Raw genomic sequence first — 25,867 nt, forward strand, 5'->3', positions numbered from 1 at the left:
GTTCTTTTTACGGTACGAAAACGTTCCGCTTTACCGTCCAGGTACTCGACCCGCCACCGTGCATTGGCGCAGTGACGGCTGTCCTTCACGCATGCGGCGAGCTTGAACCGGGATTGGCTGGCGTTCCTGGGCCGCCGGCCGGTTTAGGGTCGACGGGCAGTTGATCTTCCACCGGCGCGTCAGCTTTCTGGGCCGCCGCCTGCAACGACGGATCCGCAGGCAGCGTATTCGCCGGTTCCTCTTTGGCCGGCGCGTTGTCCGGGTCCCACGTCAGCAGGTGGCGTTGCGGGTTTGCAATCTCGATACCGTGTGCGCTGAACTGGTCGAGAATGCGCCGGTTGAATTCACGCTGCACGCCCCAGCGCGCGCTATCGCGGCACTGGATCTGCCCGGCCAGCGTGACCGCCGAGCCGTCCACCGCATCGACGCCCCAGAAGCTGAAGTCGGACAGGATGCCGTCCTTGAACTGCTCGTCTTCGCGCAGCGCGGCGCCGATTTCCTTGAGCGTGGCGATCGCCAGGTCCACGTCCTGACCGAACACGATGTTGACCTTCACCGCGGCGTTGCCGAGTCCGCGATTGGTGTTATTGACCGTCGACACCGAACTGAACGGCACCGTGTACAACGAACCGTCGCCGCCGCGCAGGCGCACGGTGCGAATCGACAGATATTCGACGGTGCCGGACACGCCGGCCAGCGTGACCCAGTCGCCGACCTGCATGGCGTTTTCCATCAACAGGAAAATACCGGTGATGAAGTCCTGCACCAGCTTTTGCGAACCGAAGCCGAGTGCGACGCCGAAGATACTCGCGCCCGCCAGCAGCGGCCCGATATTCACGCCGAGTTCGCTCAGCCCCGTGAGTACCACCACCAGCGCGATCACGCAGAAGAGCGCGCTGCGCAGCATCGGCAGCAGGGTGCGCAGCCGTGCGGCGCGCACCAGATCGCCACTGGTGGTCCAGCGGTTCAGCCGCCTTTCGACGGATACGTTCACGCTTTCCCACACCAGCAATGCGATCACGGCAGCGACGCCGATCGTGACGAGCGCCGAGGCGAGGCGGTGGCCGATCGTGCCGGTGCGGAACAGCTCGCTCAGATCGACGCCCCAGACCTGCAGCAGCGCAAGCGCGGTCACGATGCCGATGATCGAGGCGATCACCCGGCGCAGCAGCGGGTAGTAACGGTACGCGTGCTGATGGATCAGCGAAGCTTTGTCCGAGTCGTCCGGGACGTTGAAGAGCCGGGCCAGCGCACCGAATATCACGATCGACACGACTCGCGCGCCCACCAGAATCGCCAGCGAAATGCCGCCGAGATGCAGCAGCGTGTGGTAGCCGTTCTGCACGTCGAGCGCCCAGATAAACCACAGCGCCATGACGACGAACACCGCGAACCATGCCCATGCGTCGGCGAGCGCATTGCCGAACATGTCGAGCGACGGGTTGGCGGCAAAGCGTCTGCGGATCAGTTCGCCAACCGGCTTCGCGCACTGCAGGATCAGGATCGAGACCATCACGTGACCGGCGAGCGCCACCACCTTCATCAGCGCGAGATGAGCCGCGTCGTTCAGGCCGAGCGACTGGGCGGTCACGGCAATCGCCGAACCCGCGCCGACCACGCTGACAATGCGGGCCATCCAGTGCTGCACCCAGCGCGCCCACGCGTCGCTCATGCGTAACAGGCGCAGGCGCGGCGCACCCGGCTGCAGGAAGAAGCCGCTGACGATCACGATCACGCGGCACAACACATAAATGTCGATCAGCGAATCGAGGGCGCGGTCTTGGGGTGTGCCGTTGTCGGTCAATATCGACATCAGCGCGCTCGCCGCGCCGACGAACACCGCCAGCGGCAGGAGCCGCAACACCATGCTCAGAAGCGCGCGCGGCAAGCGCTGCAGCAGTGTCCAGTGATGCGCGGCGTTCTGCTTGCCTTTGGCTTCGGTCGGGCCGGCGGTGGACGCTGCGATTGAGGCGTCGGCCGGGCGCGGGAATGGTGGCAACGGCGGCGCCGCGTTGGGCGCGACGGCGGATGGAGGTTCGGCGTCCGCCGGCAGATCGTTTTGCTGCGTTTCTTCATTGCGTTCGCGGCGCGCGGCCAGCGCCGCATACGCGCGACGCAACAGGCGGCGCGTGAGCCATTCGAGCGCGAGCGCCGGCAGCAGTGCGGCAAGTAGCGACCAGGCGACGTGGCCTAGCATGCTGCGCGCCTGTGAGTCGGTGGATTGCCAGTTCCACCAGGCGCGGACCGACGACACGTCGAGCAGCGCGGCCACTGAGCGACGCAACGAGGTGCCGAGGCGCACGGCCCAATGCGCGCCCTGGCGAGCCATTTGCGAGGCGAGGCCATTGGACTGGAACGCGGCCGGCACGAGGGGGGCGGCGCCGCTGGCGGGCGTGGCGGCAGAGGCAGCGGAGGCCGCCGCCGTAGCGGAGGCGGGCGGGGCGGCGAGCGCGCCGGCTGCGGCAATGGCGTTGAGCGTGTCGGTGACTTGCGCGCGGCGTTTCGGGTCGTTGAGGACGTCGAGGGCTTGCCGGGCCTGCTCGGGCGTCAGGGTGATCGCGGAGGCGGAGGCCGCTGGCGCGGCGGCGGGGTGCGCCGCAGCGGCAAAGGCCGGTGCGGCGCAAAGGGCGGAAAAGACGAGAAACCAGACAAGAAGTAGTTTGCGCATAGGGTGTAAAGCGGGGAAATGGTGCGGACGGCGCAGCCGGAGCGCGCGGATCGTTTCAGCGGATGGACCCTGAACCGACACCGTTCTGGCCGCACAAGTTCCTTCAGCGGCCGGCTTTGCGCGCCGTCAGCGCGTTCGGCATCGACTGACGGCAGCAGAAAGCTTGCCCGCCAGCGGTGACCGAAGGGTGCGGGTCGGCCGTCGCGCGCAGTTTATTCCCTCCGCGACGCGGTTAGCCCGCTGCCGCCACGCCCAACGTGCCTTCGACCACTTCGGTGAAGGTCCTCTCCTCGCGCAGAATGAAGCGTTTCGTCTGCGCCAGCTGGAAATTTTCCCGTGCTTCGGGGTCCGCACGCAGCCTCGCCCGGTAAGTTTCGTAGGCGGCGAGGCTTTCGAACGCGATCAGGCCCCATGCAATGTCATTGGTGCCTTCGGATGGCAGGAAGTAGCCGATCAGATGGCCGCCGCAGCGCGGAATAATGCGGCCCCAGTTGCGGGCGTAGTCGTGGAAGGCGTCGCGCTGAAACGGATCGATCTGATAGCGGATAAAGCAGGTCATCGTCATATGTGGCTCCCGGTTGGCCGATGGTGGTCTGAAGCGTCTGAACACCAGTATGGCGACTGCCTGACCACGACGTTTCACGGCGTGCTGAAGCGTCGATGAGTGATGTGAGTCAGCTTGCCGGCGGCCGTTGCGGGCGGATCGTCAAGGCCGCCGCGGCCGCCCCGGCCAGCGCGCAACACGCCGACACCAGCGCCACCGCGCGCAGCGCCGTGCCTAAAGCTTCGGCTTGGGCCTGCGTTACCTCGATCTGCGTGGCGGTTTTTATGGCGCCGGTTGTCGCCGGATCCGCAGCCTTGCCGGATTGTGTCAGCCGTGCCGCTTCACGCGCCTCGTGCGTCACATGCAAGGCGTCGAGCCGCGCGTCGAGCGCCGCATCGTGCGACCACACGAACACAATGCCCAACACCGCAATCGCCAGCAGACTCGCCACCCGCGCGACCGCGTTATTGATCCCGGACGCCACGCCCGTGCGCGTGGTGCTGACCGAGGTCATTACTGTCGTCGTCAACGGCGCGACGGTAATCGTCATGCCGAGTCCGAGGACGAGCAGCGCCGGAAAGAAGCCGTGCCAGTACTCGCCGCGTACCCAGGGCAGCGTAAGCATCGCGAAGCCGGCCGCCGTGATCACCGGGCCCACGCTCAGCAATGCCCGCGCGCCGTAGCGGCTCGTCAGGCCGCCGGTGAAACGCGACAGCAGGCCAATCGTGACGGGTATCGGCAGCAACGCCGCGCCTGCCTCGGTCGCGCTATAGCCGTAGGCGCGGATCAGCGTAAAAGGCAGAAAGAACAGCGCGCCGCCCAGCCCGAAGTAAAGCAGCAGGGTGACGAGATTGGCGCCGACGAAGTCGCGTGAATGGAACACGTCGAGCGGCATCATCGGATTGCGGCTCCTGGCTTCCAGCACGACGAAGGCGGCCAGCACGATCAGCCCGCCGAGGATCAATGTCAGCACCCAGCGGTCGGCGAAGCCGCGCGCCGAGGCGATGGTCAGGCCATAGGTCAAGGCTGCGAGCCCCGCAGCCGCGGTGGCGGCGCCGGGCCAGTCGAGCCGTTGCGACGAGGCCGCCCGAAGCTGCGGGTCCGGGTTTGGCGGGATATCTTCCTGCCGGCTGTCCGGCACGGCGACGATCGCCAGTGCGATCGTCGCGCACGCAACCGGCACGTTCAGAAAGAAGATCGCCCGCCACGAAAACGCGTCGACGAGCCAGCCGCCCGCCACCGGCCCGACCGCGGACGTGATCGCGCCGACGCCGGCCCATGTGCCGATCGCCTGGCCACGTTCCTTGTCGTCGAATACCGCGCCGATGATGGCGAGGCTGCTCGGTACCAGCAGCGCCGCGCCGATGCCCTGCACGGCGCGCGCCGCGATCAGCGCGCCGGCGCCGGGCGCGAGGCCGCAGCCGATCGAGGCCAGCGTAAACAGGCCGATTCCCGTGATGAACACCGTACGCCGGCCGACCTGATCGCCAAGCGAACCGCCCACCAGCACGAGCGCGCCGAGAAACAGCAGATACGCATTGACGACCCACTGGATCGCCGCGACGCTCGCGCCCAGCTCGGTCTGGATGGACGGCAGCGCGACGTTGACCACGGAGCCGTCGATGAACGCCATGCTCGAACCGAGGATCGTCGCGGCGAGCGCCAGCTTCTTTCGCGGGCACGGAGAGGCCAGGCTGAGGGGCTGGGTGCGGATGACGAGCGTGTCACACGGGCTCGCCTGAGCGGGGAGGACGGAAGAGGGGCGGCGCGCAACCGCCGGAACATGCTGATCGGCCAAGTCCACTCCCGCGTGGATGAACGGCTTTCAGCATAGCAACGCCAGCGCGTATGCGGTAGGCGCATGGTCTCTGAGCCTCGCAAGGCGTGGGAACGGCAGCGCCGTCGTTCGCAAGCCAAAGGCTCTGGCGCGCCAGTCGATCAAATAGTGGGAGGCACGATCTCGCTGGTGATCAGTGGGGCGAAACGCGGGCAGCCGGGAAAAGCGGCTGCACCGCGCATGTCAACTGACGCGGGGATATCGGCTGAGGTGAGCGGCGCGTGCGGCTAGACGAGGGAAGGCGTTTGCCGCTCCGCCTCGTCATCGGCGTCCGCGCCACCCGTGGTGTTCGACGCCCGTCCCGCCGGCGGCTCCTGATGCAGCCGGTTCGCATGCATCAGGCGATACAGCGTTGCCCGCGAAATACCGAGCTCGGCTGCGGCCTCAGACAGCTTGTAACCGTGCCGCTGCAACGCGTGTTCGATCGCGTCTTTTTCAGCTTTACTACGGATTTCCGCGAGCGTGACGGCCGGCCCGTTGTCCGCTTCCGGCAGGCCAAGATCGGCTGCGGTGATAAAGCGCCCCTCGCTCATCACGACCGCGCGACGCACGCAGTTGATCAGCTCGCGCACGTTGCCCGGCCACGGATAGTTCGACATCGCGACAATCGCGTCGCTCGACAGGCCCCGCAGTTTGCGCGCGCCGTCCTGCTTGTACATGCTCAGCGCATAGTTGGCGAGCAGCTTGATGTCGCCGCCGCGCTCGCGCAACGGCGGCTCGACGAGGCGCAGCACGCACAGCCGGTGATACAGGTCGGAGCGGAAGCGGCCGTCTTCGACGGCCTTGTCCAGATCGACGTGGGTGGCTGAAATCACGCGGGCATCGACGTTGATCGGCCCGTTGCCGCCCAGCCGCTCGATGGTGCCTTCCTGCAGAAAGCGCAGGAGCACCGCTTGACATTCGTGCGGCATATCGCCGATTTCGTCGAGAAAGAGCGTGCCTTCGTTGGCGCTTTCGATCCGGCCGATCTTGCGTTGCAGCGCGCCGGTAAAGGCGCCGCGCTCGTGGCCGAACAGTTCGGCCTGCAAGAGGCTTGGCGGAATCGCCGCGCAATTGATCGCGACAAACGGCCGGTTGGCACGCGGCGAGCGGTCATGGATCGCCCGGGCGGTGAGTTCCTTGCCGGTGCCCGATTCTCCGGCGACAAACACCGGCGCGTCGGTTACCCCGCATTTGTCGATGCGCCGATATAGCTGTTGCATCGCCTCGCATTGCCCGACCATGCCGTGCCGGCCGAGCGACGGCTCCGGAATAACCCGCGCCTGGCGCAGGTTCGACAGCCCATGCGCGTGGCCGAGCGCGAACACCAGCCGGTCGTTCAGCCACGGCCGGGTGACGAAATCAAAGCAATAGTCGAGGATGAAACGGCTGACGAGTTCGTTTTCCGCCTGGCCCGGCGCGATCTGGGCAACCCAGTTGGTTTCGACGCGCCGCATGCAGGTGGCCAGCGCGGAGAGTTGCTGCGAGGTGCACTCGACCGGCAATTCGACGAGGCCGACTTTGATATTGCCGCGCTCGATCATGCGTTCGGCGACCGACGTGCTCTTGGCATGCACCGTTTGCCAACCCGATTCCGCCAGAAAACTGGCGAGTTTCGGGTCGGGCGCGTTCGCCACGTAGAGAACGGTGCGTTCCGCGTCGACTGGCGTGCAAGTCGTCTTCATGTTACCCCCGGTTCAAGGCTGCTCTCACGACTGCTGTTCAATGTAGTGGACGGATTGGCACACGGTGCCGCTCCCCGGCCACCTGAACCAAGCCGATCCGTTTGCACGGACTCGGACAGGTTTTCGTCACCGGCTTCGCGCTGGGCTGCGAATCGCCCGGCGGCGACAACTTCACGGTAGAGGCAATGGCGGGGGCATGGAGCGGCGGCGCGAGCCGCGGGTTGCTACACATTGGACGGATGGCGAAACAGCGCTTGACGCTGAACCTGCCGAATGACTTTGTCCCCGACTCACACCAACCGTTAGTACATCTGCGGCCTGTTATACGCGCGCTCTATGTGGCGCATGGCTTAACGATAAGCGAAAGTGCTTTCGAGCGCCATACAAACAAGTCTGGATTCAGAAACAATTGTTGGCTTCGCGACACGCCCGGCCTGCCATTCATGCATGGCGATAACGGGCGTCAGTTCCCTGTCTGAGCGGTGTACCACATTGCGCTGCAAGTTGGCGCGCGGCGATCGTGCGATGGCGTCGACGCCGGCAAAGGGCAGTGTCTCATGCTTGCGACACGTCGGGCACCTTGCCCGGCGCGCTACTTCGGGTGCCGAAGCATCGGCACATTTGACCGGGGCGCGCCGCAAAGCACTGATGGGCGTGGCGGGGCAAGCGTGGCTTCCTGTGTGGGCGAGGCGGGCCGGCTGTCCATAACGTACCGATGAGCGAATTCATCGCGTGTCGAATACGAATCATCGTGTGCCGCGCACGCTGCTCCGGCGCGGTGCGCAGACCGGCCATCGCCGTGTGGCAAGGGGTTGAGGGTACATGGCACAGCCGTTGCAATAAGTCATTCACAAGCGAATGCATTGCCGCCGGAAGCAGGAAAGAAGCACGGGGAAGCAGCAGGTAAAAACACCCGGCGGCAAACAACGACTTCGCAAGCGCGGCCGGGGAAGCCAATGCGCTTGACGAGGGCGCGGCGGGGCCACTGAAAAACGGACGTCAAAAAAAAGCGGGGCGAGTGGTCGATACGGGGTATCGAATCATTCGCGACTGCGACGACGTGAAGCGATGACCTCGCCACTTTTTTCGTCCCACTGGGATGGACCTGGACAAGCGGGACATGGCAGTAATAGCAGGTAAAAAAGACCAGCAGCGACAGCCACTGCGTTCGTGTTGTACACGAGCGCGGGAAGTACAGAGCAGCGACGGGGCAGCGCACGGTCAGGACCGGCCGGCGCGATGAAGCGGGGAGAACAGGCCTGAGTCTCCATAGAGAGACATACGTTACGAGGTGGACCAGGAGCCGTGTCTGCGCACTCGCGCAGGCACGGTTCGCCTGGGACAGGCTTTGAGAAGACTCACCATGGGGGTTGCCATGAACAGGATCAGCAAACCGGCCGCATCGCGTCTGGACCGTCAGACCGCGACCCACGGCACCGGCCTTTCTTATCAACGTCATGTCGCGGCGCCACGTGCGCTGTTCGCGACACCGCCGGTCGACCTTCAGACGCTGGTGATCGCCGAGGCGATCAAGCGCAGGGCGCAGGCGGAGATCCAGGGCAGCGAACTGCGCGACGCGCTGTACGAAATGCCAGGCGCATTGGAGCGTGGCAACGAGCGCGGCGCGGACATCAGTCCGCGAGACCCCGACGACTACATCTGAATGTCGACCCGTCAGTTGACGGCTTGGCCAACGGGAACGGCCCAGGCCGACGGAGCCCCAACATGATCGACATCTTCCTGATTTCATCCAGCGAGCAACGGACGCCGCACATCCGCGCGCGCCTCGAAGCAAGCGGCGTGGTGTATCAATTGCGTACCGTATATGGCGCGGCACGGCAGTTGCGCGCGCATGCTGATGCGATCAGGAGTGCCGATCTGCTGATCGTCGACGATATCGATCTGGGCGCGCGCGACCTGGACGGTGTCGAAGAGATGCTCGCGTGCCGCCCCGATCTGCATTGCATGCTGGTGACGCAGGCGCCGTCCACCGCTTTGTTGACGGCGGCGATGCGCGTTGGCGTGCGGCATGTGCTGCCGTGGCCGCTCGACGTGCGCGAGATCGCCGATGCACTCACGCAGGTTGCCGCAAGAAAAAACGCGGACGCGCCCCGCGCTGGACGCGTCGTATCTCTTGCATCGAGCAAGGGTGGCAGCGGCACGACGCTGATCGCCGTGAATCTCGCGTATGCGCTCGCCGCGCAGCGTAACCGGCGCGTGCTGCTGATCGACCTCACGCAGCAATTTGCCGATGCCAGCCTGCTGATGGCGGACAAACCGCCGCCCTTGACGCTCGCCGACCTGTGCTCGCAGATTGAGCGCCTTGACGCCGCTTTATTTGAATCATGCGTGATGCATGTGCATGCGAACCTGGACGTACTGGCCGGTGCTGGCGATCCCCTGAGGGCTGCCGAGTTGCAGCCCATCCAGCTGGAGCGGATTCTTGCGCTGGTGCGCGAACAATACGATGCGGTGCTGATCGATGTCGGGCAGAGTCTTAATCCGCTCACGATCCATGCGCTCGATCATAGCGATGCCATTTGCATGGTGGTGCGGCAGAATCTGCTTTACCTGCATGGCGGGCGCCGGATGCTCGACATTTTCAGGGAGTTGGGTTATCCGGTGAGCAAGGTGCGACTGGTGGTGAATCAATATGACAAGAATGCGGGGATCAATTTGCCGATGCTGGAGAAAACCCTTGGGGTTAGGATTGCGCATCAGCTTCCGCGTGATGAGAAGAAGGTGAATGAGGCACTCAATCGTGGTGTGCCGGTTGTCACGTCAGCGAGGGATAGTGCGCTGGCGCATGGGATTGGTTTGCTTGCGGATATGTTGTGGCCGGCTATTGTTGAGGCACGTAAAGGGGTGATGGGTCGGTTGTTTTCGGCGCGGCCGAATGGGCCGCCGCAGTTGAATGCTGGAGTTTGATGTTGGTTTTTTTGCCTTTGGCGGCGGCATTTTCTTGTGCCTGCGGCGTTGGCCTTTACTTGTTTGCTTATTGGTTTATTAGTGTTCCCCCTGTGCGGGGGGCACCTACTTTTCTTTGCCGCCGCGTAACTATTCAGCAGCAGCCAGAGGCGAAACGACGAACCCCGCGAAGCTCAGGGCCAGCGCATTGATGAGCGAACGGCCCTGTTTGCGTAGGGTAGCGAGGTAGGAGCGGATCGTGCAGAACGCCTGCATGCCCGACTCTGCGCGGAAGCATCCGGAGATTTTCTGTTTGAGTTTGGGCATGCGGATATCGCGTTCGGCCTGGTTGTTGTCGAATGGTACGCGGTACTCCGTAATGAAGCGCCACACCTCGCGCACGTGCGTGCGCAGGCGCGCGAGCAGGTTGTAGGTGAAGCTTTGCCTGACCCTGCCGCGGCGTTCCTTGCGGGTCGGCTCGCGCGCCTGCCGCGGATTGAGCCTTCGCGCCTGGGCAAGCAGTGCCCCGTTGCGTCGCCTGTAATAGCGTTGACGCGGCTCATCCAGCGCTGTGGCGCCCGCGGCCTGACTGAGCTGAACTTCCCGCTTTGCCTGGCAAAGCAGGTCGATCATCTGCTGGGCCCACGGTTGCTCCGTGGACTCCAGCACAAAGACCAGTTCGCGCAGATGGTGTGCATTGCATAGTGCATGTTCACACTCGTAGCGCGCGTAGGGCCCCCAGCCGTCATGTACCGCGATTCCCGGAAAGCCAGGCAGAATGCCGAAGCTGTCCAGCGCCTCACTACCACGCTTGCGGTGTGAGCCATACCAGCTCAACGCGCCGGTCGAGGCGACGTGCAGCCAGTAAGGCGTGCGTCCTACGCGCATGCTGCTCTCATCGAAATGCACCACGGGCTGCTCGCGCAGCGTCTGCCTGATCTGTTCAACCGCTGGCGCCAGCAACCGGGCCGCCTGATCAATGCTGTGCTGCACGGTACCCGTACTCACATGCAGGCCAAACAGATCCGCCAGCGCCTGGGCGGTACGCGCAACCGGCAACTGCTGGTATTGCGTCAGATAGACCGCAGCGGCGCGCACCTGAGGACCATACTGAACCGCCTGGCTCACGCCCTCGGGAAACGCGCCTGAATGGTGCTTGCCGCAGCGGCACTGCGCGATCTGCACGCGATGCTCGGTCACCTCAAGGCGCGTGGGCGGCAGATCGATCACCTGACGACCTTCAGGCAGCACGGTGATGTGAGCGCAGTCGATCCGCTGTCCACAGGCGTCGCACACCGGCGCCACCGGATGAATCTCGATGTGATCGGGCTGCGCCACGCGTTTGAGCGTCTTCCCCGGGTGCCCGGGCTGCGCGCCGGGCTTTGCGCCGCTCGTGCCGCGCAATGACTTCGGCTTGCGCCTGGGCCCATCGCCTGACGGTGGTTTGCTGGAGTTATGACTGTCCTTCTCAAGCTTCGCCTCAAGCTCGTTCAGACGTCTCACCAGATCAACGATGAGCGCGTCCTTCTGCTCCGGTGTCAGGTCCTTGATGTCGGGCATCTTCGTCATGTCCTTCACTATGCACGGCCTGCCTCAGGTTTACAACAGCTGAATAGTTACGCCGCCGCAAAGAAAAGTAGGCAAAAGAAAGCGGCTCACACCGCTAGCTTTTAAGCGGGTCCCCTGGCTTGGAGGGGATCGTGGCTCCGTAGAGATTGGGCCTGCGCACCTTCTGGCCCGAGTGACCAGGCCGTCATACCTCCGGCGGCGCTGCGCGCGCCGAGGCGGTACTTCATAAAACCAATCATTGGTGTTTTCGGCGCCTCGCCGAGGCGAAGCCGATGGCCCCCACCGCGCGCAAACGAAGCGCCTGGTTTACCTGGCAGACCCGTCCGCGACGCACGTAGTGCGGAGTGGGAGCGGATGACGGCTGTGTCACTGGCGGTTACCGGCTGCGGTGTGATCCGTTTATCGCGCCACCAGCCCCTCCAAGCCAGGAGACCCACTTAGATGTTGGCGGTGTGAGCCGCTTTCTTTTGCCTACTTTTCTTTGCGGCGGCAAAGAAAAGTAGGTGTGTAGTGGTCAAGTAAACCTGGACACCCGGAAAGGGGATTTTTAAAAAAGTGAAGCTTCGCGTTGTACTGGCGTTTGTCCGTCTGCAGCCGAATGAAGGCGACGGTAGTTATAAAAGTCGTCGATGTAGTCCCCGATGTCGCGTTCGGCATGTGCGTGATCGGGATACCCTTTTTCATCGATCCATTCACTTTTCAGGCTTCTAAAGAAGCGCTCTACCACCGCGTTGTCCCAGCAGTTTCCCTTTCTGCTCATGCTCTGGACCATGCCGTTTGCCTTGAGTTCACTCACAAAGTGCGCGCTGGTGTACTGGCAACCCTGGTCCGAATGGAACATCAGTCCGGGCGGTGGACGCCGCCGCTCCCGGGCCCGCTGCAAAGCCCTGATCACCAGCGCCGTATCGGGTTGCAGGGATAACGCCCAGCCGACGATACGGCGCGAATACAGGTCCATCACGATGGCCAGATAAGACCAGCCCTGAAGCGTCCTCACATACGTAATGTCGCCTGCCCATACCTGATTGATGGACTGCGGCTCGAAGTTACGCTCCAGCAGATTAGGCGCCGCCTGCGCCTCGCCATTGCTCTTCTGATAGCGGTGCGTGCGCTTTCGGGTGACCACCAGTTGCGCCTGCTGCATCAGCCTGCGGGCACGATAACGGCCTACCGCGTGACCACGGTTTCGCAACGCTGCCGACATCCTGCGGCTGCCATAGCTGCTGCGGGTTTCGCGATGAATTTCACGCGCAGCCGCCATCTGCCGGCAAGGCGTGGAACCCGCCGGCGGGCGGGCGGCGAACGCGTAATAGCTGCTGCGCGCGAGGCCCATCACACGGCACGTCACACTGATCGGCCAGTCCTTCTTCAGTGACTGGATCACTTCGGGAAGCGATCCATTTCCTTGACGAAGAAGGCGGTGGACTTTTTTAGGATGTCGCGCTCCCTCTCGAGATCGGCAACCCTGGCCTCAAGTTCGCGGATCCGCCGTGCGTCTGCCTCGACCTCCAGCACCGTTCGCGGCGGTTTGGCCTGCTGCTCGCGCCACAAGGCCACCCAGCGACGCAACGCAGTGTCGCCAACACCTATCGCCTCAGCAGCCTGCGCGTACGAATAGCCCCTGCTGACCACCAACTGGACCGCTTCGGCCTTCAATTCTTCGGGAATGTTCCGTCTGCTCATTTCTCACCTCAGTTGGAGAATTATCCCCTTTAGAGGTGTCTAGGATCATTGAACCACTACAGTGCCCCCCGCACAGGGGGAACGCTAATAAACCAATAAGAATAGAAACAACCAACGCCCTAGGCAAACAGCAGGGGGCCGCTAATAAACCAACCCTCCATGTCAGGCTAGTTGTCGCCTCACCCGAACCGATTAATGTAAAGATGGGGGGCGGACAGCGAATGGAAGATGAAACGCTATTCAGCGGAAACCCGGGAGTGGGCAATCAAACAGATGATGCCGCCGTTCAATCGGGCGGTCATCGAGCTGGCTGGAGCGACGGGCATCACGACAGTGACGCTACGCACCTGGCGGCAAGGTGCAAGACAGGCTGGAGAATTCATGCCGGGCAATGGCAAAACGGGCAATCGATGGTCGAGCGCCGAGAAGTTCAGGGCGGTACTGGAGACGGCGTCGCTCAACGAGATCGAGATCTCCCAGTACTGCCGCAGCAAGGGTATTTATCCTGAGCAGATCCGCCAGTGGCGCGAGGCGTGCGAGCAGGCCAACGGGGTGCCTGAAACGAAACCCACGGCTGCGCAGCGCAATGAGGCAAAGGCTGCGCAAAAGCGGATCCGCGAACTGGAGCGTCAGCTCAGGCGCGCTGATGCGGCCCGTGCGGAGGCGGCAGCGTTGCTGGACCTGCGAAAAAAAGCCGAAGCGATCTGGGGCAAGGAAGAGGACGACTGATCAGCAGCCCGGATCGCGAAGAAGCCATGCAGTTGATCGATGAAGCGGTACGGCAGGGGGCAGGACGGGCGCGTGCATGCGAGCAGTTGGGGCTCAGCGTGCGCAGCGTCCAGCGCTGGCGCCTGGCACCGGAGGACGGGCGCATCCAGGCGAAGCGTGAAGCGCCGCCTAACAAATTGAGTGAGGCGGAGCGTCAGGCCGTGCTTGAAGCGGCCAACCGCCCGGTGTACGCGAGCCTGACGCCGCACCAGATCGTGCCCAAACTGGTCGACGAAGGGGTTTATCTGGCCTCGGAGTCGACCTTCTACCGGATCCTGAAAGCGGCGGGACAGGGGCAGCGTCGGGGCCGTGCGAAGGCCCCGCAACCACGCACGCTCACGACGCATCGTGCCGATGGACCAAACCAGGTATGGTGCTGGGACATTACGTGGATGCCGAGCACGGTCAGGGGCCGGTACTTTTACTGGTACATGATGAAGGACATCTACAGCCGCAAGCTGGTGATGAACGAGGTGTGGGAACAGGAGTCGGCCGAACATGCGGGCGAGTTGCTGAACAGGGGATGTCTGCGTGAAGGAATCGCCGGGCGTCCGCTGGTGCTGCACTCGGACAATGGCAGTGCAATGAAAGGCGCCACGATGCGCGCGGCCATGATCGACCTGGGGGTAGAGGCTTCGTTCAGCCGGCCGAGGGTGAGTAACGACAACGCCTTTGCCGAGTCGCTGTTCCGTACGGCGAAGTACTGTCCGTTGTGGCCCGAGCAGCCGTTCGACACGCTTGAGGCGGCCCGCGTATGGGTGCAGCGCTTCGTGCAGTGGTACAACGAGGAGCACTGCCATAGCGGCCTGAAATATGTCACTCCGGGGCAACGGCACCGCGGCGAAGCCCACGACCTGCTGGCGCGCCGGCGAGCGCTGTACGAGCGCGCACGCATGCAAAACCCTGCACGCTGGTCAGGTGCCATCCGCGACTGGCACCTGCCAGATTCGGTGTATCTGAACCCGGAGCGAAGCTCGGCCTCGGCCGAAATGTACAAGCAAGCAGCGTAACGGTTCACGCGACAACTACCTTGACACACGCCGCCAATAAGAATAGAAACAACCAACGCCGTAGGCAAACAGCCAAGAAAACGCCAACGCCGTAGGCAAAAAATCAGATTGACCCCACCTCCCTCTGAAAATAAAATCCCCCAACGGTAAAGGAAAAGACCCAACACCGTTCACATACTCTTGAGGGAGCCTCATGAGCACAGCATCATCATCAAAGCGTTTCGACGCGACCATCTTCATTGGTCGTTTCCAACCCCCGCATCGTGGGCATCTCGACGTGCTACGCCGGGCATTGGCATCGGCAAAAAAAGTCTGCATCCTCATAGGATCAACCGACAAACCCCGCACGATCAAAGATCCTTTCTCATTCGAAGAACGCCGCGAAATGCTGGCGTCCATGCTAAATGAAGAAGAACGCGATCGCATCACGATCGCCCGGGTACAAGACTCAACCTACAACGACGGTGACTGGCTGCGTTGGACTCAAAACGCAGTGGCAACTGAACTGGGCGAGACCACGGGCAAAAAGATCGCCCTGATAGGCCACGACAAAGACGCCTCTTCGTACTATCTGCATATGTTCCCGCAGTGGGAATTCGTCGACGTGGACGCCACGGAAGATATCTCCGCTACGGAAATCCGCGAGCAACTCTTTGCTGAGCGCAGCAACAGCTTCGTTCAATGGGCCGTGCCGGCACCCGTCTTCGCATGGCTGGAACAATTCCGCAAGCGTCCGGAATTCGCGCAACTGAAATCGGAAGCCGAATTCATCGCGGGCTACAAAAGGAAGTGGGCGGCTGCGCCTTATCCGGTGACCTTCGTGACGGTCGACGCGCTGGTCGTTCATTCGGGCCACATTCTGCTGGTGCGCCGCCGCAGTGAACCAGGACGCGGCTTGTGGGCCTTGCCGGGTGGCTTCGTCAATCAGGACGAGCGACTCGAAACCGCATGCATTCGCGAATTGCGTGAGGAAACCGGCCTGAAACTGCCCGAACCGGTTATGCGTGGATCTCTGAAGGATCGGCAGGTATTCGATCATCCGCATCGTTCACTGCGTGGACGTACTATTACGCATGCATTCCTGTTTCATTTTCCGGTCGGCGACCTGCCGCGCGTGAGAGGCAGTGACGACGCGGATAAGGCACAGTGGGTTCCGCTCAATGTACTGGCGACCATGCGCAACGTGATGTTCGAAGATCACTTCGACATCGCCCATCATTTTCTGGGCAAGCTTTAATCGCATCCTTACCGCTGGGATAGACCCGGCGGCAATTCAACGGTCTAGAGGAGTTCTAGCCATGCAAAACGATAGCAACGGTTTCAACGATATTGCCTCGATCCTGTCGAATCCTATCCTCAACACGGATTCATACAAGGCGTCGCATTACCTGCAATATCCGCCCGAAGCCTCGGCAATGTTCTCGTATATCGAGTCTCGCGGCGGACGCTACGACCGCACGTTGTTCTTCGGTCTGCAGATGCTGATCAAGGAATATCTGTGCCGTCCTGTGACGCCCGCAATGATCGATCAGGCGAAGGCGTTTTTCACCGCGCATGGCGAGCCGTTTAACGAAGCCGGCTGGCGCTACATCGTCGAACGTCATGACGGATACCTGCCCGTGCGGATTCGCGCGGTGCCTGAAGGGTCGATCGTGCCGACGCACAATGTGCTGGTGACGGTCGAATGCGACGATCCCCAGGTGTTCTGGCTGGCTTCGTATCTGGAAACCATGCTGTTGCGCGTCTGGTACCCGATCACGGTCGCGACGCAAAGCTGGCATCTGCGCAAGACGATCCGTGGCTTTCTTGAGAAGAGCAGTGACGATCTCACGCAACTGCCGTTCAAGCTACACGACTTTGGCGCGCGTGGTGTCTCGAGTGCGGAGTCCGCGGCGATTGGCGGGTGCGCGCACCTCGTCAGTTTCATGGGCTCCGATACGGTGCTTGGTGTGGTCGCGGCGAACCATTACTACAACGAACCCATGGCGGCGTTTTCGGTGCCGGCCGCCGAGCACAGCACGATCACGTCATGGGGCCGCGAGCGCGAGACCGACGCGTTCCGCAACATGATTGCGAAGTTCGGCAAGCCGGGGGCAATTGTGTCGGTGGTGTCCGATTCCTACGACCTGTTCGCCGCACTTGAAGTGTGGGGCACGGAGTTGAAGCAGACCGTGATCGATTCCGGCGGCACGCTGGTGATCCGGCCTGATTCCGGCGATCCGCTGACGATTGTGCTGCAGACCATGCGGGTGCTCGAGGTGTCGTTTGGTTCGACGCAGAACAGCAAGGGGCGTCGGGTGCTGAATGACGTGCGGGTTATTCAGGGCGACGGCGTCAATCCGGATTCGATCGAGGCGATTCTCGCCGCGATGGATGAGGCCGGGTTCGCGGCCGACAACATCGTGTTCGGGATGGGAGGCGCGTTGTTGCAGCAGATCAATCGCGATACGCAGCGGTTTGCGATGAAGTGTTCGGCCATCCGGTTGGGGGATGAGTGGCACGATGTGTGGAAGGATCCTGTTACGGATCTTGGGAAGCGGTCTATGAAAGGGCGGCTTACGTTGCTGGTGAATCGCCACACGGGCGAGTATCGGACTGTGACGCTGCCGGTCACTTGGGGTGATGGTACTGTCGAAGGTGATTGGGATGAAGCGTTGGTGACTGTTTTTGATTCCGGGAAGCTGCTGGTGGATGCTGCTTTTGCTGATATCAGAGAGCGGGCTCACGCAGGTGAGATTTGATGGTTTTTTTTGCCTTTGGCGGCGGCATTTTCCTTGTTCTGGCTTCTTGGGCCTTTCCTTGTTTTGTTATTGGTTTATTAGCGTTCCCCCTGTGCGGGGGGCACCTACTTTTCTTTGCCCACCAAGTGGACTTCCTTCGGGGCGCCGGCCGCAAAGAAAAGTAGGCAAAAGAAAGCGGCTCAAAACCGCCAATTTTTAAGCGGGTCCCCTGGCTTGGAGGGTCTAGTGGCTCCGTAGAGATTGGGCCTGCGCACCTGCCTGCGTGAGTGACCAGGCTGTCATGCTTCCGGCGGCGCTGCGCGCGCCGGGGCGGTACTTCATAAAACCACCTGTGTGTTTCGCGCCTCGCCGAGGCGAAGCCGATGGCCCCCACCGCGCACAAACGAAGCCACTGGTTTCCCTGGTTGACCCAACCGCGACGCACGCGGTGCGGAGTGGGAGCGAATGACGGCTGTGTCACAGACCGTTATGGACCACGGTGTGGTCCGTTAATCGGACCACCAGCCCCTCCAAGCCAGGGGACCCACTTAAGAGTTGGCGGTTTGAGCCGCTTTCTTTTGCCTACTTGTCTTTGCGGCGGCAAAGAAAAGTAGGTGCCTGCCCCGCACAGGGGCGACGCTAATAGACCAATAAGAAAACAAGGAAAGGCCAACGCCGTAGGCAAACAACGCAAGGAGATGCCGCCGCCAAAGGCAAACCCCAAACCACTACCAAACCCAAACGCCGTAGGCAAAAAACTCAACCCGACACCCCATCCCCTCCCGCAGCGCGACATCCTCACATGCCACATCAAACCGCACTCCAGCAACATTCACCCGCACATACCGTTCCCCGCGCCGCAGTTCGACGGCGTCGACCAACCCATTAAAAGCGCCCGCATCCGACACCACCACCGCATGGGAAGAAACCCGCCACATTACCCGCTGCCCGGCGGCAAACCCGCGCCCGCATTCGCCTGTCTCAATCACCAACCCGTGACAAATCTCAAGCCGCCCAGGCGCGCTCATCAATCCTTCACCGACGTTGTGCAATCCGAGCAACTCGGCAACCCGCAGCGAAGCGGGCCGCTCGAAAATCGCGTCGATGAAACCCGCCTGCAACACACGTCCCTGTTCGACTACCAGTACCTCGTCAGCCAGTAAGGCCGCCTCGTCAGGATCATGCGTGACAATAATTGTCACCGCCGCAATCTCGCGCTGCAACGTCCGCAGCGACTGCTGCAAGCGGCGCCGTCGCGGTGTATCCAGCGCGGCAAACGGTTCGTCGAACAACAGAAGTTCGCTATGCCGCGTCAACGCACGCGCAAGCGCCACTCGCTGGCGTTGACCAAACGACAGCTGATGCGGCAACCGCGCCACCAGTTGCGCCAGGCCCAGGTGGTCGAGCCAGTACCGTGCACTGGCTGCGTCGGCATCAACAGGAAAAGCCAGTTGTTGCGCAACCGTCATGTGCGGGAAAAGGCCGTAATCCTGCGGCATATAGCCAATCTGACGACGCTCGGGCGGCAGCGCGCCAAGATCGGTCGCGCCCAGTCGCACGCCACCCGCTTCGTTGTGTTCGAGTCCGGCAATCAAACGCAATGCCAACGATTTACCTGAACCCGATGGCCCGATGATCGCGAGGCGTCGCGTGACAGGTGTCCACGCGATGTCGAGATGGAATGCGCCCAACTGTCGTCGTAAATGGAAGGCGAGGCGCAGGTTCTCGTTATCGCCTCGGCTGGCGGCCGGTTGCACAGCGGGTTCTAACGCATCATCGCCGTTTTCAGTCTCTTCGAGCGAGGCTTTCTGTCCGAGGCTATAAATCGACAGCGCCGCGCAGACAATCGCGATCGCCAGTGTCGGCAGCAGCAAAGGCATCATCGCCGGCAAGCCCTGGCCGCCGAATACCACGTACGTGTACACCGGCAACGAATACGGATGGTAGGCGACCATCACGGTCGCGCCGAATTCGCCGAAAGCGCGCAGCCACGCGAGCGCAAGCCCGGCACGAATCGCCGGCCACGCAACCGGCAGCATGACCCTGAAAAAACGGCTCGCGGCATGATGGCCGAGCGTCGCGGCGACATCGTCGAGCACCGGATCGACGGCAGCAAACGCGGACTTCGCGGCGATGATCAGGAAGGGTGCAGCTACGAAGACTTCGGCGAGCACGATGCCGGCGAACGAATCCGTCAGCACGCCGCCGGTAAAGCGGCCAACCCAACTATACGGTCCGAGCAGAAATAGCAGCAGCACGCCGCTCGTCAGCGGCGGCAATGCGAGCGGCAGTTGCACGATGAAACCAAGCAGCGCCACCTTGCGGGAGTTCGAGCGCGCCAGAAAATAGCCGAGCGGCACGCCGCCCAGCAGAATCACGAGCGACGCCACGCTGGCGCTCGCGGCCGACACACCCACTGCCGACCACGTAGCTTGCCAGTCGACATTTGCCCAGTCGGCTGCACCGAGTTGCGGCACGCTCGCGACAAACGGCGCACACAAATAGACAGCAAGCAGCGCCGCCAGCCATAGCAGCGGTTGCGCGGCGGTACGTTTCACCGCGCGTTATTGCGCGGCGTCGATCACGGCTTGCACGGAAGGCGGCATCGCTTGCACGTTGCCGCTCACCGTGGGTTTGATTACGTCGACGCCATGCTGCTTGAGCAGCGCGCGTCCTTGCGCGCTCAGCACGAAGTCGACGAAGCTGCTCGCGCCGGCGTGATTCGGCGCATCGCTGAGAATCGTCATCGTGTAGCCGGCCTTGGCCTGCAATTCAGGCGCTGGCCGGATCGCCGGAATCTTCAGATCGGAAGTCTCGGTGGAATAGAAGAAACCGGCGTCGAGCTGGCCGGATTGCAGGCGGCCCACCAAGGTCTCCTCTGGCAAAACCTGCGCCGGATTTTCCGGCGCCCCCAGGATCTTCTCGACGAGGTCCGGCTGATGGTAGAGCTCGGCCGCCTTCGTCATCATCTCGACGGTGAACGCACCCTTCGGATCGAGCTTCGGATCGGTGCGGCCGATGCGGATGCCCGGCGCCTGCAACACCTGATCCCAGCGCCTGGTTTTGAACTCCGCCGCGAATCTGCTTTGCGGGTTATAGCCGATCATCAACGGCGATTCGGCGAAGTTCACGTACCACGTGACGTGATCGCCGTTCGCCTCGCCCATCAGGCTGTCATTCACTTTCGGGCTCGCACTGATGAACACGTCGCCGCGCCGCAGCTTGCCCTTGATCTCGTTGGCGATCTTGTTCGAACCCGCTGCATAGCCGCGGAAATGCTGGCCAGTGGCTTTCTCGAACGCCGGACCGACGCTGCGCTCCATCAGATTGACGAGCGAGCCGGCATACAGCACGTTGACCGTGTCGTCCTGCGCGACGGCGGGCGCGGCCGTCACGACCCCGGCGACAACCAAGAGAGAGGCGAGCAGCTTGCGAATCATGCGATAACCCCGATACGTTATTAAGAGCGCTATATTACGACGCCATCGTGTGACGTTGCATGTCGGCGCAATCAATTGAGCGGGAAAATCCGCACGTAACTGGTGCCGCCCGTGCTGCCGGGACGGTCGATTGCATAGAGCTGATGACGTGATGCGTCGATCGCGACACCGCGGGCGTCCTGAAAGTCGTTTGCAAGCACGCTGATGGTGCCGTCCGGCGCGATCCGGCACAGGCCCGTGGCGTTGCATTTGGTGTAGAGGGTGCCGCTTGCGTCGACCGCCATCAGGTCCGGGCTTGCGATCTGTGCAAGTGTCACGCTGGGCGCGGCCGCCTGCGATCCACCAGGCAGCATGCTTAGACTCGCCTTGACGATGTTGTTATTCGCTTGATCCGAGACATACACGGTATCGCCCGATACCGCGACGCCGACCGGTTTGCCAAGCGCCGTCAACAGATCGCGCTCGACGGCGGTGTGCGCGTTCGGATCGTAGGTAATGAGGCTCAGGCCGCCTTGCGGCGGATTGCTGCCGTTTTTGATGAACCACGTCGACAGCAGGCGGTTCGAGCCGATCGAGATCAGCCCAAGGCGGCGTCGCGTTGGATCGGGGCCGCTCAGCGCCGCAATCGCATCGACACCGGTGATGCTGAAAACCGCACTCGCCGTGCCGAAGCCGAAGCGTTCGATCATCAGCGCGCCGGCATCCGCGAAACTCAACTGGCTCAGGCTGTTCGCCTGACCTGCCACTACGGGTACGGTGGCGTAGTGCGCGAAGGTATGGCCATCGGGCGAGGACAGTACGCTGTTGGTCTGGTCGTCGGTGATGAAGACGGCGCCGTCCGTGGCACGCACCGCTATGCCATTCGGCGACGCACTGACGGCGACGCGTTGCGGCACGGCTGTCACGGTGTCGCCGCCGCAGCCGGCCAGCGCAGTGACCAGAACGCACGTAACGAGTGAGACGCCGGCGGTGCGCCGCACAGCGGGTGTGAGGCAGGACGAAACGCGGGCCGAAACGCGGGCTGAAAAGCGCATGTGATCTCCTGAGTGGCCAGGCGGCAAACTGGCTGGAAGCCGGCACGGCAGCACGTCAGCGCGTGCGGTGAGTTTTTATTGGGGCGGGTGGGGCGCCAGCATGGGCCAATATGCCGGACGATATATTGCGTATCGATGCCGTTTCGCGCCGGAAGCCGTCAACGCAGCGTAATATACACACGGACATAGCGAGCGGACAAGCCGCCCGGGCATCAATGCTGGAGATAACCGCGTATGGATAGTATGAATGTGATGACTGCGCCGGCCGTGGCGGACGCGCTGGTCCTGAGCGGACGTTTCCAGCGCCCGCTGTCATTCGAGCTCGAACAGCTCAAGCGCTACGAGAGCGTGCTGGCGACGCCCTTCGATCTGCGCTGCTACACGACGAACCGTTTCATCCGCAGCGTCGAACCATACCGCGGCGTACGTTTGACGACGTTGATCACGGAAGCGGGTCTGCCGAACGAGGTGCCGGGCGAGTTCAAGCGCACCGTATTTGTCGCGGTGGGGCACGACGGCTATGTCGTGACGTTCTCCTGGCACGAGCTCTTCAATACGCCGGTGGGCGAAAATGTGCTGGTGGCTTACGAATGCGGCGGCCGCGCGCTCGACGCCGACGATGGCGCGCCGATCCTGTTTTCCGGCTCGGACATCCTGCCCGCGCCGCGTCACGTCAAACGTCTCGCGCGCATCGAGGCGCACGTTTTGAAGTCGTCGGCCTAGGCGAATCGGGCGACAGGCGAGGGCAGGCGTAGCATGGTCTGTAGTTCACCTCTACCATGCCACCATGTCTGACGATCCGCTTTCACATGCAGGGCTTGTTGCAGCGCAAAACGCGCCACCGCTTGCGCTACCCGACGACGTCCAGGCCGCGGCACGCATGACCCGTTGGCTCGCCGTTGCAACGGATGCGGCATCGCCCGACACCTGGCTATTCGCCAAACTGATCGCGGCGCGCGACGCACGCGGCGAACTCGCGCTGCTCGGATTGGCGCAACCGGTGTGGCGCGCGCTACTGAAGCGGCACTTTGCGCACATGAGCGATGCCATACCGGCACGCTTGCCTGCCATCGAAACGGCCGAGCACACGGCGTTTGTCCAGACACTGCACGCGCTGCTACTCACGCATGCAAGCGCCGCTGTTCATGCGGACGACGCGCAGTGTCTCGCCTCGATCATCGCCCATGCGTGCTTGCGGCCGGACCATCTGTGGCGCGATCTTGGACTTGCCGGCCGCGAAGAAGTCACGTGGATGCTCACGCGTTATTTTCCGACGCTAGTCGCGCTGAACGTCGCCAATCTGCGTTGGAAGAAATTCCTCGCCCAGCAGCGCGCGCTTTCGCTTGGCCTGCAACCTGGCCCAGCACCGGGCTGCCCGGGTTGCGAAGACTACGGATATTGTTTCCCGGAGCACCATTAAAGGCTGTTGCGCCAGGGTGGCAGCGCGAGGCGGTTCGTGTATCCTTTCGCGCATGGCTGACACCACAAAAACCCGACTGCGACCGGCGAAAACGCGCCCCGAAGTGCGCTTCAGAATGCGTATCCGCAGCGGCGATGCCGTTGCGTTGGGGCCGGGCAAAGTCGAATTGCTCGAAGCCGTGCGAGAGCATGGCTCGATCTCAGCTGCGGCGCGCAGCCTCGACATGTCATATCGGCGCGCATGGCTATTGATCGACGAACTGAACCGCTCGCTCAAAGCGCCCGCCACGCATTCGGAGCAGGGTGGTCAAAGCGGCGGCGGATGCACGCTGACGCCGGTTGGCGAAACTATCATTCGCCTTTACCGCGACGTCGAAGTAGAGGCGCAACGGAGTTGCGCCAAACAGATCGCCGAGTTGACCCGCCTGATCCGTTCCTGAACGACCAATGCCCGTTCGGGCACACGCTCAACCGTGTCGCGGGCAGAACGCCGAAACTGGCGGGTGGGCGGGTTGCGCGACCTGCACGGCGTGCAGGCGGGTCATCAATTCGACGAAGCTCGCCACGCTGGCGGTGCGCAGCGGGTAATAGTCGATCTGCAGACGGTCGCAGACCCGCTTGAGCGTATTCATCGAATCGTGATCGATGCAGTCCACCGGAAACACGACGATATCCGCGCCCGGCAGTGCTGCCGCGAGCAGTCCTTTGCGATCTTCCACGCCGCCGTCGTGCACGACGAGATCGCCACCGGCCGCGTCCACTAGCCGTCTGAGCGCGGCATTCGAGCCGGGCCTGCCGCCCACGTACACAATCCGCTTGCCGCGCACGCCCTCGAGACTGGCGCGGCGCGTGCCGGCTGGGTTGATGTCATCGGCGGCGTCGAGCGTCGCGCGTTCCAGTGCGTCACATTCGCTTTGCACCTGCTTGAGAAGCGCCAGTGCCTGATCGCGGCTCTTGCGGAGCGCCTCGGCGGCGCCTTGCTCCTGGAGCAGGCGTTGTTCGGCCGCTTCGCGGCGGCTGGTATGCAATGCCACCCGCTGATCGGCCTCGACCAGCCTGTCGCGCAAGCGTTGCACGTCGGCGTCGGGATCGCCGATGTCGGTTGGCGTCTGGCGACTGGCTAATGCGGTAAGCCGTGCGATCTGCTCATGTAACGCGTCAATCGATGCGTCACGCTGCATGCTGACGTCCTGCAAGCGGCGTTGCTGTCGCTCGACCTTCTCTTTCAACGCGGCGTTTTCCGCTTCTAGCGCAACCAGCCTGCGAATGTCCGCGCGATTGGCCGCGCCGACCAGATGCGACAGCATATGCAAATCGCCGAACGCTTTCTGGCGCACGGGCATGGTCGCGTAGGGGTGCGTCATCAAGGCCCAGTAAGCGGGCGGAATGTCGCCGCTTTTTAGTGCTTCGTCCCATAGCCTGAGCAATTCGACTTCGTCGACGGCTTTATCGAATCGGCGGACCGCGGCCGCATAATGTTCGTCCAGTGACTTGTGCAGCGCCTTGGCACCCGCGCCGCCGCCGATCGCGAGTTCGACGGCCGAGTGGTGAATCTCCAGATCGCTCGCGTCCTGACGATCGAGGCCGGTGAATCTGGGCACCAGTTTGCGCAGTTCATGCGTGCTGAGACACGTGCCGATGATCGAGCAATGCAGATGATTGTCGAGTTCGGCGAGGCGTGCGCGTCGCTTGGCGTTTTGCGGCGAAGCCCTGGCGGGCGAGCAGCACGGGTCGGCTGACTGGGTGCCGGTGCCCGCCAGTGCGTCAGCGGACAGTTTGAGGCGCGAGGGCTGGGCGAGACGAAACGGCGGCGTGTGCATGAGGACCTCGAATCCTGTTCAGGCGTCAAGCGAGCGGGGTGCGTGTAGGAGAGGCGTTGGCTGCACCGTTCTCCATGGCAATATATTCGGCAAGATATAGCGGTGCGAAAAAAATATCGTTCACGTGCGGTATCGGTGGATCAGTCGTTTGAGCGCACGAGCGTTGGCCTCGTGTGCGATTTGCGCTGGGACGTGGTGCGGGCGCGGGCCGTACGGGTGGCCGTGCGTTTGATCGGTGTCGGAGCCGCGTCGCTGGCCGGGCCCGCATGCTGCTCCAGAACATGTCCCACGCACAAGCCGATAAAAGCGGTGTCGAGCCGTTCGAGCGCCGCCACCACCTTGCGCAATGCGCTCAGGTCGTTGCTGAACGCGTCAGAAAAAATCGCATCGCGAAGCTGTTCGGCCGAGCGTGCTTCCTCGATGGCCGCCTTCAGGTCGCGCAGGCGGACAAACGCCGCCGCCCTGGCCTGTTCGGCGAGGATCGACAGCAACTGGTTCAACGAATGCGAGCCCGATGTGCCGACCGATGCAAAGTTCAGCTGGTCGTCTGTCAGCATCAGCACGAAGCGCAGCACGCTGCCGTAAAGGCGCCTGTAAGCATCGACGACGTCGCGGATCAGCTCGGCGCGGCCACGCTCGGACGCCGATTTCACCGCGACGATGGCCGACGAAAGCTCATTGGGCAAGCGCTCGAAGCGTCCCGCGGGATCGGACAATATGGATCGACTGCGCACTGCTGCTGGCTCCTGAATGCGTGTTTCGCTCGCGTAGCGCTGCTGGCGGC

20 protein-coding genes are annotated in these 25,867 nt (G+C 62.8%); 9 read left to right on the forward strand and 11 right to left on the reverse strand.

Going from position 1 to position 25,867, the window contains the following annotated elements; genetic code table 11:
• Nucleotides 1–85 precede the first annotated feature (85 nt).
• From PQR27_RS24525 to PQR27_RS24540, 4 genes are all read right to left on the reverse strand, one after another.
• Nucleotides 86–2,668 (reverse strand): mechanosensitive ion channel family protein, encoded by a 2,583-nt coding sequence (locus tag PQR27_RS24525; protein ID WP_408526226.1) that lies wholly within the window; start codon nt 2,666–2,668, stop codon nt 86–88.
• Between the two features lie 232 nt (nt 2,669–2,900).
• Entirely contained in the window at nt 2,901–3,233 is a 333-nt protein-coding gene (locus tag PQR27_RS24530; protein ID WP_408526227.1) for an NIPSNAP family protein, read from the reverse strand.
• Between the two features lie 109 nt (nt 3,234–3,342).
• Nucleotides 3,343–5,010, reverse strand: coding sequence for an MFS transporter (locus PQR27_RS24535; RefSeq protein ID WP_408526228.1), 1,668 nt, complete (start codon nt 5,008–5,010; stop codon nt 3,343–3,345).
• Between the two features lie 266 nt (nt 5,011–5,276).
• Nucleotides 5,277–6,713 (reverse strand): sigma 54-interacting transcriptional regulator, encoded by a 1,437-nt coding sequence (locus PQR27_RS24540; protein ID WP_408526229.1) that lies wholly within the window; start codon nt 6,711–6,713, stop codon nt 5,277–5,279.
• Nucleotides 6,714–6,814: 101 nt separating this feature from the next.
• On the opposite strand from PQR27_RS24540, the gene PQR27_RS24545 reads away from it, so the two are divergent.
• From PQR27_RS24545 to PQR27_RS24555, 3 genes are all read left to right on the forward strand, one after another.
• Entirely contained in the window at nt 6,815–7,192 is a 378-nt protein-coding gene (locus PQR27_RS24545) for a hypothetical protein (protein ID WP_408526230.1), read from the forward strand.
• 896 nt (nt 7,193–8,088) lie between these two features.
• Nucleotides 8,089–8,376 carry a hypothetical protein gene (locus tag PQR27_RS24550; RefSeq protein WP_408526231.1) on the forward strand — a complete coding sequence of 96 codons (288 nt, stop codon included), beginning with the start codon at nt 8,089–8,091 and terminating at the stop codon, nt 8,374–8,376.
• Nucleotides 8,377–8,438: 62 nt separating this feature from the next.
• Nucleotides 8,439–9,641, forward strand: a complete 1,203-nt coding sequence (locus tag PQR27_RS24555) for a CpaE/TadZ family protein (protein ID WP_408526232.1) — start codon at nt 8,439–8,441, stop codon at nt 9,639–9,641.
• 129 nt (nt 9,642–9,770) lie between these two features.
• Here the strand turns inward: PQR27_RS24555 and tnpC are convergent, their stop codons facing one another.
• Together tnpC and PQR27_RS24565 are read right to left on the reverse strand one after the other, a co-directional pair.
• Complete coding sequence (gene tnpC, locus PQR27_RS24560; RefSeq protein ID WP_408523875.1) at nt 9,771–11,189, reverse strand: IS66 family transposase; 1,419 nt, start codon at nt 11,187–11,189, stop codon at nt 9,771–9,773.
• Between the two features lie 547 nt (nt 11,190–11,736).
• Nucleotides 11,737–12,872 (reverse strand): IS3 family transposase gene (locus PQR27_RS24565; protein ID WP_408526218.1). Its coding sequence is split into 2 segments (ribosomal slippage): nt 11,737–12,614 and nt 12,614–12,872, totalling 1,137 coding nucleotides; the frame shifts between segments, so codons are not numbered across the junction.
• Between the two features lie 228 nt (nt 12,873–13,100).
• Here PQR27_RS24565 and PQR27_RS24570 point away from each other — a divergent pair.
• From PQR27_RS24570 to PQR27_RS24580, 3 genes are all read left to right on the forward strand, one after another.
• Nucleotides 13,101–14,650, forward strand: a protein-coding gene (locus PQR27_RS24570) for an IS3 family transposase (RefSeq protein WP_408522367.1) whose coding sequence is annotated in 2 segments (ribosomal slippage) — nt 13,101–13,575 and nt 13,575–14,650 — 1,551 coding nt in all. Because the reading frame shifts where the segments join, the coding sequence is not laid out codon by codon here.
• 193 nt (nt 14,651–14,843) lie between these two features.
• Complete coding sequence (locus tag PQR27_RS24575) at nt 14,844–15,887, forward strand: bifunctional nicotinamide-nucleotide adenylyltransferase/Nudix hydroxylase (RefSeq protein ID WP_408526233.1); 1,044 nt, start codon at nt 14,844–14,846, stop codon at nt 15,885–15,887.
• A 61-nt stretch (nt 15,888–15,948) separates the two neighbouring features.
• Nucleotides 15,949–17,391, forward strand: coding sequence for a nicotinate phosphoribosyltransferase (locus PQR27_RS24580; protein WP_408526234.1), 1,443 nt, complete (start codon nt 15,949–15,951; stop codon nt 17,389–17,391).
• 707 nt (nt 17,392–18,098) lie between these two features.
• Here the strand turns inward: PQR27_RS24580 and PQR27_RS24585 are convergent.
• The 3 genes from PQR27_RS24585 to PQR27_RS24595 all read right to left on the reverse strand — a co-directional run bounded on the left by PQR27_RS24585 (nt 18,099) and on the right by PQR27_RS24595 (nt 21,844).
• A complete protein-coding gene (locus tag PQR27_RS24585; RefSeq protein ID WP_408526235.1) occupies nt 18,099–19,928 on the reverse strand; it encodes an ABC transporter ATP-binding protein/permease in 1,830 nt (609 codons plus the stop codon).
• A 6-nt stretch (nt 19,929–19,934) separates the two neighbouring features.
• Entirely contained in the window at nt 19,935–20,810 is an 876-nt protein-coding gene (locus tag PQR27_RS24590; RefSeq protein WP_408526236.1) for an extracellular solute-binding protein, read from the reverse strand.
• Between the two features lie 71 nt (nt 20,811–20,881).
• Entirely contained in the window at nt 20,882–21,844 is a 963-nt protein-coding gene (locus PQR27_RS24595) for a hypothetical protein (protein ID WP_408526237.1), read from the reverse strand.
• Nucleotides 21,845–22,078: 234 nt separating this feature from the next.
• On the opposite strand from PQR27_RS24595, the gene PQR27_RS24600 reads away from it, so the two are divergent.
• The 3 genes from PQR27_RS24600 (at nt 22,079) to PQR27_RS24610 (ending at nt 23,703) form a co-directional block, all read left to right on the forward strand.
• Nucleotides 22,079–22,567: a molybdopterin-dependent oxidoreductase gene (locus tag PQR27_RS24600; RefSeq protein ID WP_408526238.1), complete on the forward strand. Its 489-nt coding sequence runs from the start codon at nt 22,079–22,081 to the stop codon at nt 22,565–22,567.
• A 157-nt stretch (nt 22,568–22,724) separates the two neighbouring features.
• The gene (locus PQR27_RS24605) at nt 22,725–23,264 is read left to right on the forward strand and encodes a nitrogen fixation protein NifQ (RefSeq protein ID WP_408528287.1); all 540 of its coding nucleotides are present in this window, start codon (nt 22,725–22,727) and stop codon (nt 23,262–23,264) included.
• Between the two features lie 115 nt (nt 23,265–23,379).
• Nucleotides 23,380–23,703, forward strand: a complete 324-nt coding sequence (locus tag PQR27_RS24610; protein ID WP_408526239.1) for a winged helix-turn-helix domain-containing protein — start codon at nt 23,380–23,382, stop codon at nt 23,701–23,703.
• A gap of 27 nt (nt 23,704–23,730) precedes the next feature.
• Here the strand turns inward: PQR27_RS24610 and PQR27_RS24615 are convergent, their stop codons facing one another.
• Nucleotides 23,731–25,083, reverse strand: a complete 1,353-nt coding sequence (locus PQR27_RS24615; protein WP_408526240.1) for a DUF2325 domain-containing protein — start codon at nt 25,081–25,083, stop codon at nt 23,731–23,733.
• A gap of 140 nt (nt 25,084–25,223) precedes the next feature.
• On the reverse strand, nt 25,224–25,817 hold the full coding sequence (locus PQR27_RS24620; protein WP_408526241.1) for a hypothetical protein: 594 nt from the start codon (nt 25,815–25,817) through the stop codon (nt 25,224–25,226).
• Nucleotides 25,818–25,867: the final 50 nt, after the last annotated feature.

It is taken from the genome of Paraburkholderia fungorum (assembly GCF_046027215.1).
Classification (GTDB): domain Bacteria; phylum Pseudomonadota; class Gammaproteobacteria; order Burkholderiales; family Burkholderiaceae; genus Paraburkholderia; species Paraburkholderia fungorum_D.

Excerpts from the sequence above, each read along its gene's own strand:
- PQR27_RS24525 (WP_408526226.1), bottom strand. The coding sequence starts at position 2,668 with ATGCGCAAACTACTTCTTGTCTGGTTTCTCGTCTTTTCCGCCCTTTGC.
- PQR27_RS24530 (WP_408526227.1), bottom strand. The coding sequence starts at position 3,233 with ATGACGATGACCTGCTTTATCCGCTATCAGATCGATCCGTTTCAGCGC.
- PQR27_RS24540 (WP_408526229.1), bottom strand. The coding sequence starts at position 6,713 with ATGAAGACGACTTGCACGCCAGTCGACGCGGAACGCACCGTTCTCTAC.
- PQR27_RS24550 (WP_408526231.1), top strand. The coding sequence starts at position 8,089 with ATGAACAGGATCAGCAAACCGGCCGCATCGCGTCTGGACCGTCAGACC.
- PQR27_RS24555 (WP_408526232.1), top strand. The coding sequence starts at position 8,439 with ATGATCGACATCTTCCTGATTTCATCCAGCGAGCAACGGACGCCGCAC.
- tnpC (WP_408523875.1), bottom strand. The coding sequence starts at position 11,189 with ATGACGAAGATGCCCGACATCAAGGACCTGACACCGGAGCAGAAGGAC.
- PQR27_RS24575 (WP_408526233.1), top strand. The coding sequence starts at position 14,844 with ATGAGCACAGCATCATCATCAAAGCGTTTCGACGCGACCATCTTCATT.
- PQR27_RS24580 (WP_408526234.1), top strand. The coding sequence starts at position 15,949 with ATGCAAAACGATAGCAACGGTTTCAACGATATTGCCTCGATCCTGTCG.
- PQR27_RS24590 (WP_408526236.1), bottom strand. The coding sequence starts at position 20,810 with ATGATTCGCAAGCTGCTCGCCTCTCTCTTGGTTGTCGCCGGGGTCGTG.
- PQR27_RS24595 (WP_408526237.1), bottom strand. The coding sequence starts at position 21,844 with ATGCGCTTTTCAGCCCGCGTTTCGGCCCGCGTTTCGTCCTGCCTCACA.
- PQR27_RS24600 (WP_408526238.1), top strand. The coding sequence starts at position 22,079 with ATGGATAGTATGAATGTGATGACTGCGCCGGCCGTGGCGGACGCGCTG.
- PQR27_RS24605 (WP_408528287.1), top strand. The coding sequence starts at position 22,725 with ATGACCCGTTGGCTCGCCGTTGCAACGGATGCGGCATCGCCCGACACC.
- PQR27_RS24610 (WP_408526239.1), top strand. The coding sequence starts at position 23,380 with ATGCGTATCCGCAGCGGCGATGCCGTTGCGTTGGGGCCGGGCAAAGTC.
- PQR27_RS24615 (WP_408526240.1), bottom strand. The coding sequence starts at position 25,083 with ATGCACACGCCGCCGTTTCGTCTCGCCCAGCCCTCGCGCCTCAAACTG.